This window comes from Mesorhizobium sp. M7A.F.Ca.AU.002.02.1.1 (genome assembly GCF_003998535.1).
GTDB classification, from domain to species: Bacteria; Pseudomonadota; Alphaproteobacteria; order Rhizobiales; family Rhizobiaceae; genus Mesorhizobium; species Mesorhizobium ciceri.
This window is the reverse complement of the sequence record NZ_RZPB01001129.1, coordinates 1-1,428: the sequence shown is the minus strand read 5'-3', so window position 1 is coordinate 1,428 and position 1,428 is coordinate 1. Positions and strand designations below refer to the sequence as shown.

The window sequence follows — 1,428 nt, the reverse complement described above, 5'->3', positions numbered from 1 at the left end:
CGTCGCGCTTGTAGGCCTCGATCTTGCGAAGAATGTCAGACACGTTTTACCCGTTCGAAATCTCGACCAGCCTGTCGAGCACTTGCAGGGCCCGGCCGCTGTTGATGGCTTGCGCGGCGAGCGCGATGCCGTCAGCAAGCGTCGTCGCCTTGCCCGCCACCACCAGGCCGGCGCCGGCATTCATCAGCACGGTGTCGCGATAGGCGCCGGCAGCGCCGCCCAGCATATCGCGCAAGGCTTTGGCATTGTAGTCCGCATCGCCGCCACGCAGTTCGTCCCTGCTGTGGCGCGGCAACCCGACCGCTTCAGGCGTCAGGGTGAAGCTGCGGATCTCGCCGCCGATCAGTTCGGCGACCTGCGTCTCGCCGGTGGTGGTGATCTCGTCATAGCCGTCGCCATGAGCAACCCAGGCATGCTCCGCACCCAGTGCCTTCAGCGTCTCGGCAACCGGCAGGATCCATTCCGGCAGGAACACACCGACCAGCTGCCGCTTGACGCCAGCTGGATTGGAGAGCGGCCCGAGCAGGTTGAAGATGGTGCGGGTGCCGAGTTCGACGCGGGTCGGACCGACATGTTTCATCGCTGGATGGTGCGCGGGCGCGAACATGAAACCAATGCCAGCCTCGTGGATGCAGCGGCCGATGAATTCGGGCGAGATGTCGATCTTGACGCCGAGCGCAACCAGCACGTCGGCGGCTCCTGTCAGCGAGGACAGGCCACGATTGCCGTGCTTGGCAACCGGCACACCACTGCCGGCGATGACAAAGGCCGATCCCGTGGAAATATTGACGCTGTGGGAATTGTCCCCGCCGGTGCCGACGATATCGATGGCGCCGTCCGGCGCGTCGACTTGCAGCATCTTGGCCCGCATGGTGGCGACGGCGCCGGAAATCTCGCTCACCGTCTCGCCTCGCACGCGCAGCGCCATCAGGAAACCGCCGATCTGGCCGGGGGTCGCATCACCCGACATGATGATGTCGAAGGCCTCGCGCGCTTCCTCGAAGGAAAGCGCGCTACCGGTCGCGATCTTGGCGATATGGGTTTTCAGCGCGCTCATCTTGTCGAGGCTTGGGCGACGGCGGCCTGGTCGACGCGAACGTCGTACTGCGTCTGCAACTGCGCCACCAATTGGTCGAGCAGGTCGTCCGACATGCCGGAGGTGAAGGATTTCTGTGCGTCATCCGGCACCGAGCTGGCATCGGCCCCGGCGGGCTCGAACACTTCGGCGACCTTGTACAGGATCTCTCCGTCGCCGGTAGGCGAGGGGATCAGGCCGGTACCGCCTTCGCCGACTCCGAACATCGCTGCGGCACCTTCCTTGCCGAAATCGACGTCGTCAGCCTCGCGCTTCACACCGCGCTTGGTCTGCTTTTCCAGCTTCAGTTCGCTGGCAATGACATCGAGCGTTGCGCCGGCCTTGAGCCGCTT

General features: G+C 64.6%; 1 protein-coding gene and 1 pseudogene. Both read right to left on the bottom strand.

Features of this window, described 5'->3' with window-relative positions; genetic code table 11:
* Positions 1-46: 46 nt before the first annotated feature.
* Positions 47-1,057 carry an anthranilate phosphoribosyltransferase gene (trpD, locus tag EN879_RS35750; protein ID WP_063167978.1) on the bottom strand — a complete coding sequence of 337 codons (1,011 nt, stop codon included), beginning with the start codon at positions 1,055-1,057 and terminating at the stop codon, positions 47-49.
* A pseudogene (locus EN879_RS35745) lies at positions 1,054-1,428 on the bottom strand (peptidylprolyl isomerase); the annotation flags it as partial. The pseudogene EN879_RS35745 and the gene trpD, both read right to left, overlap by 4 nt.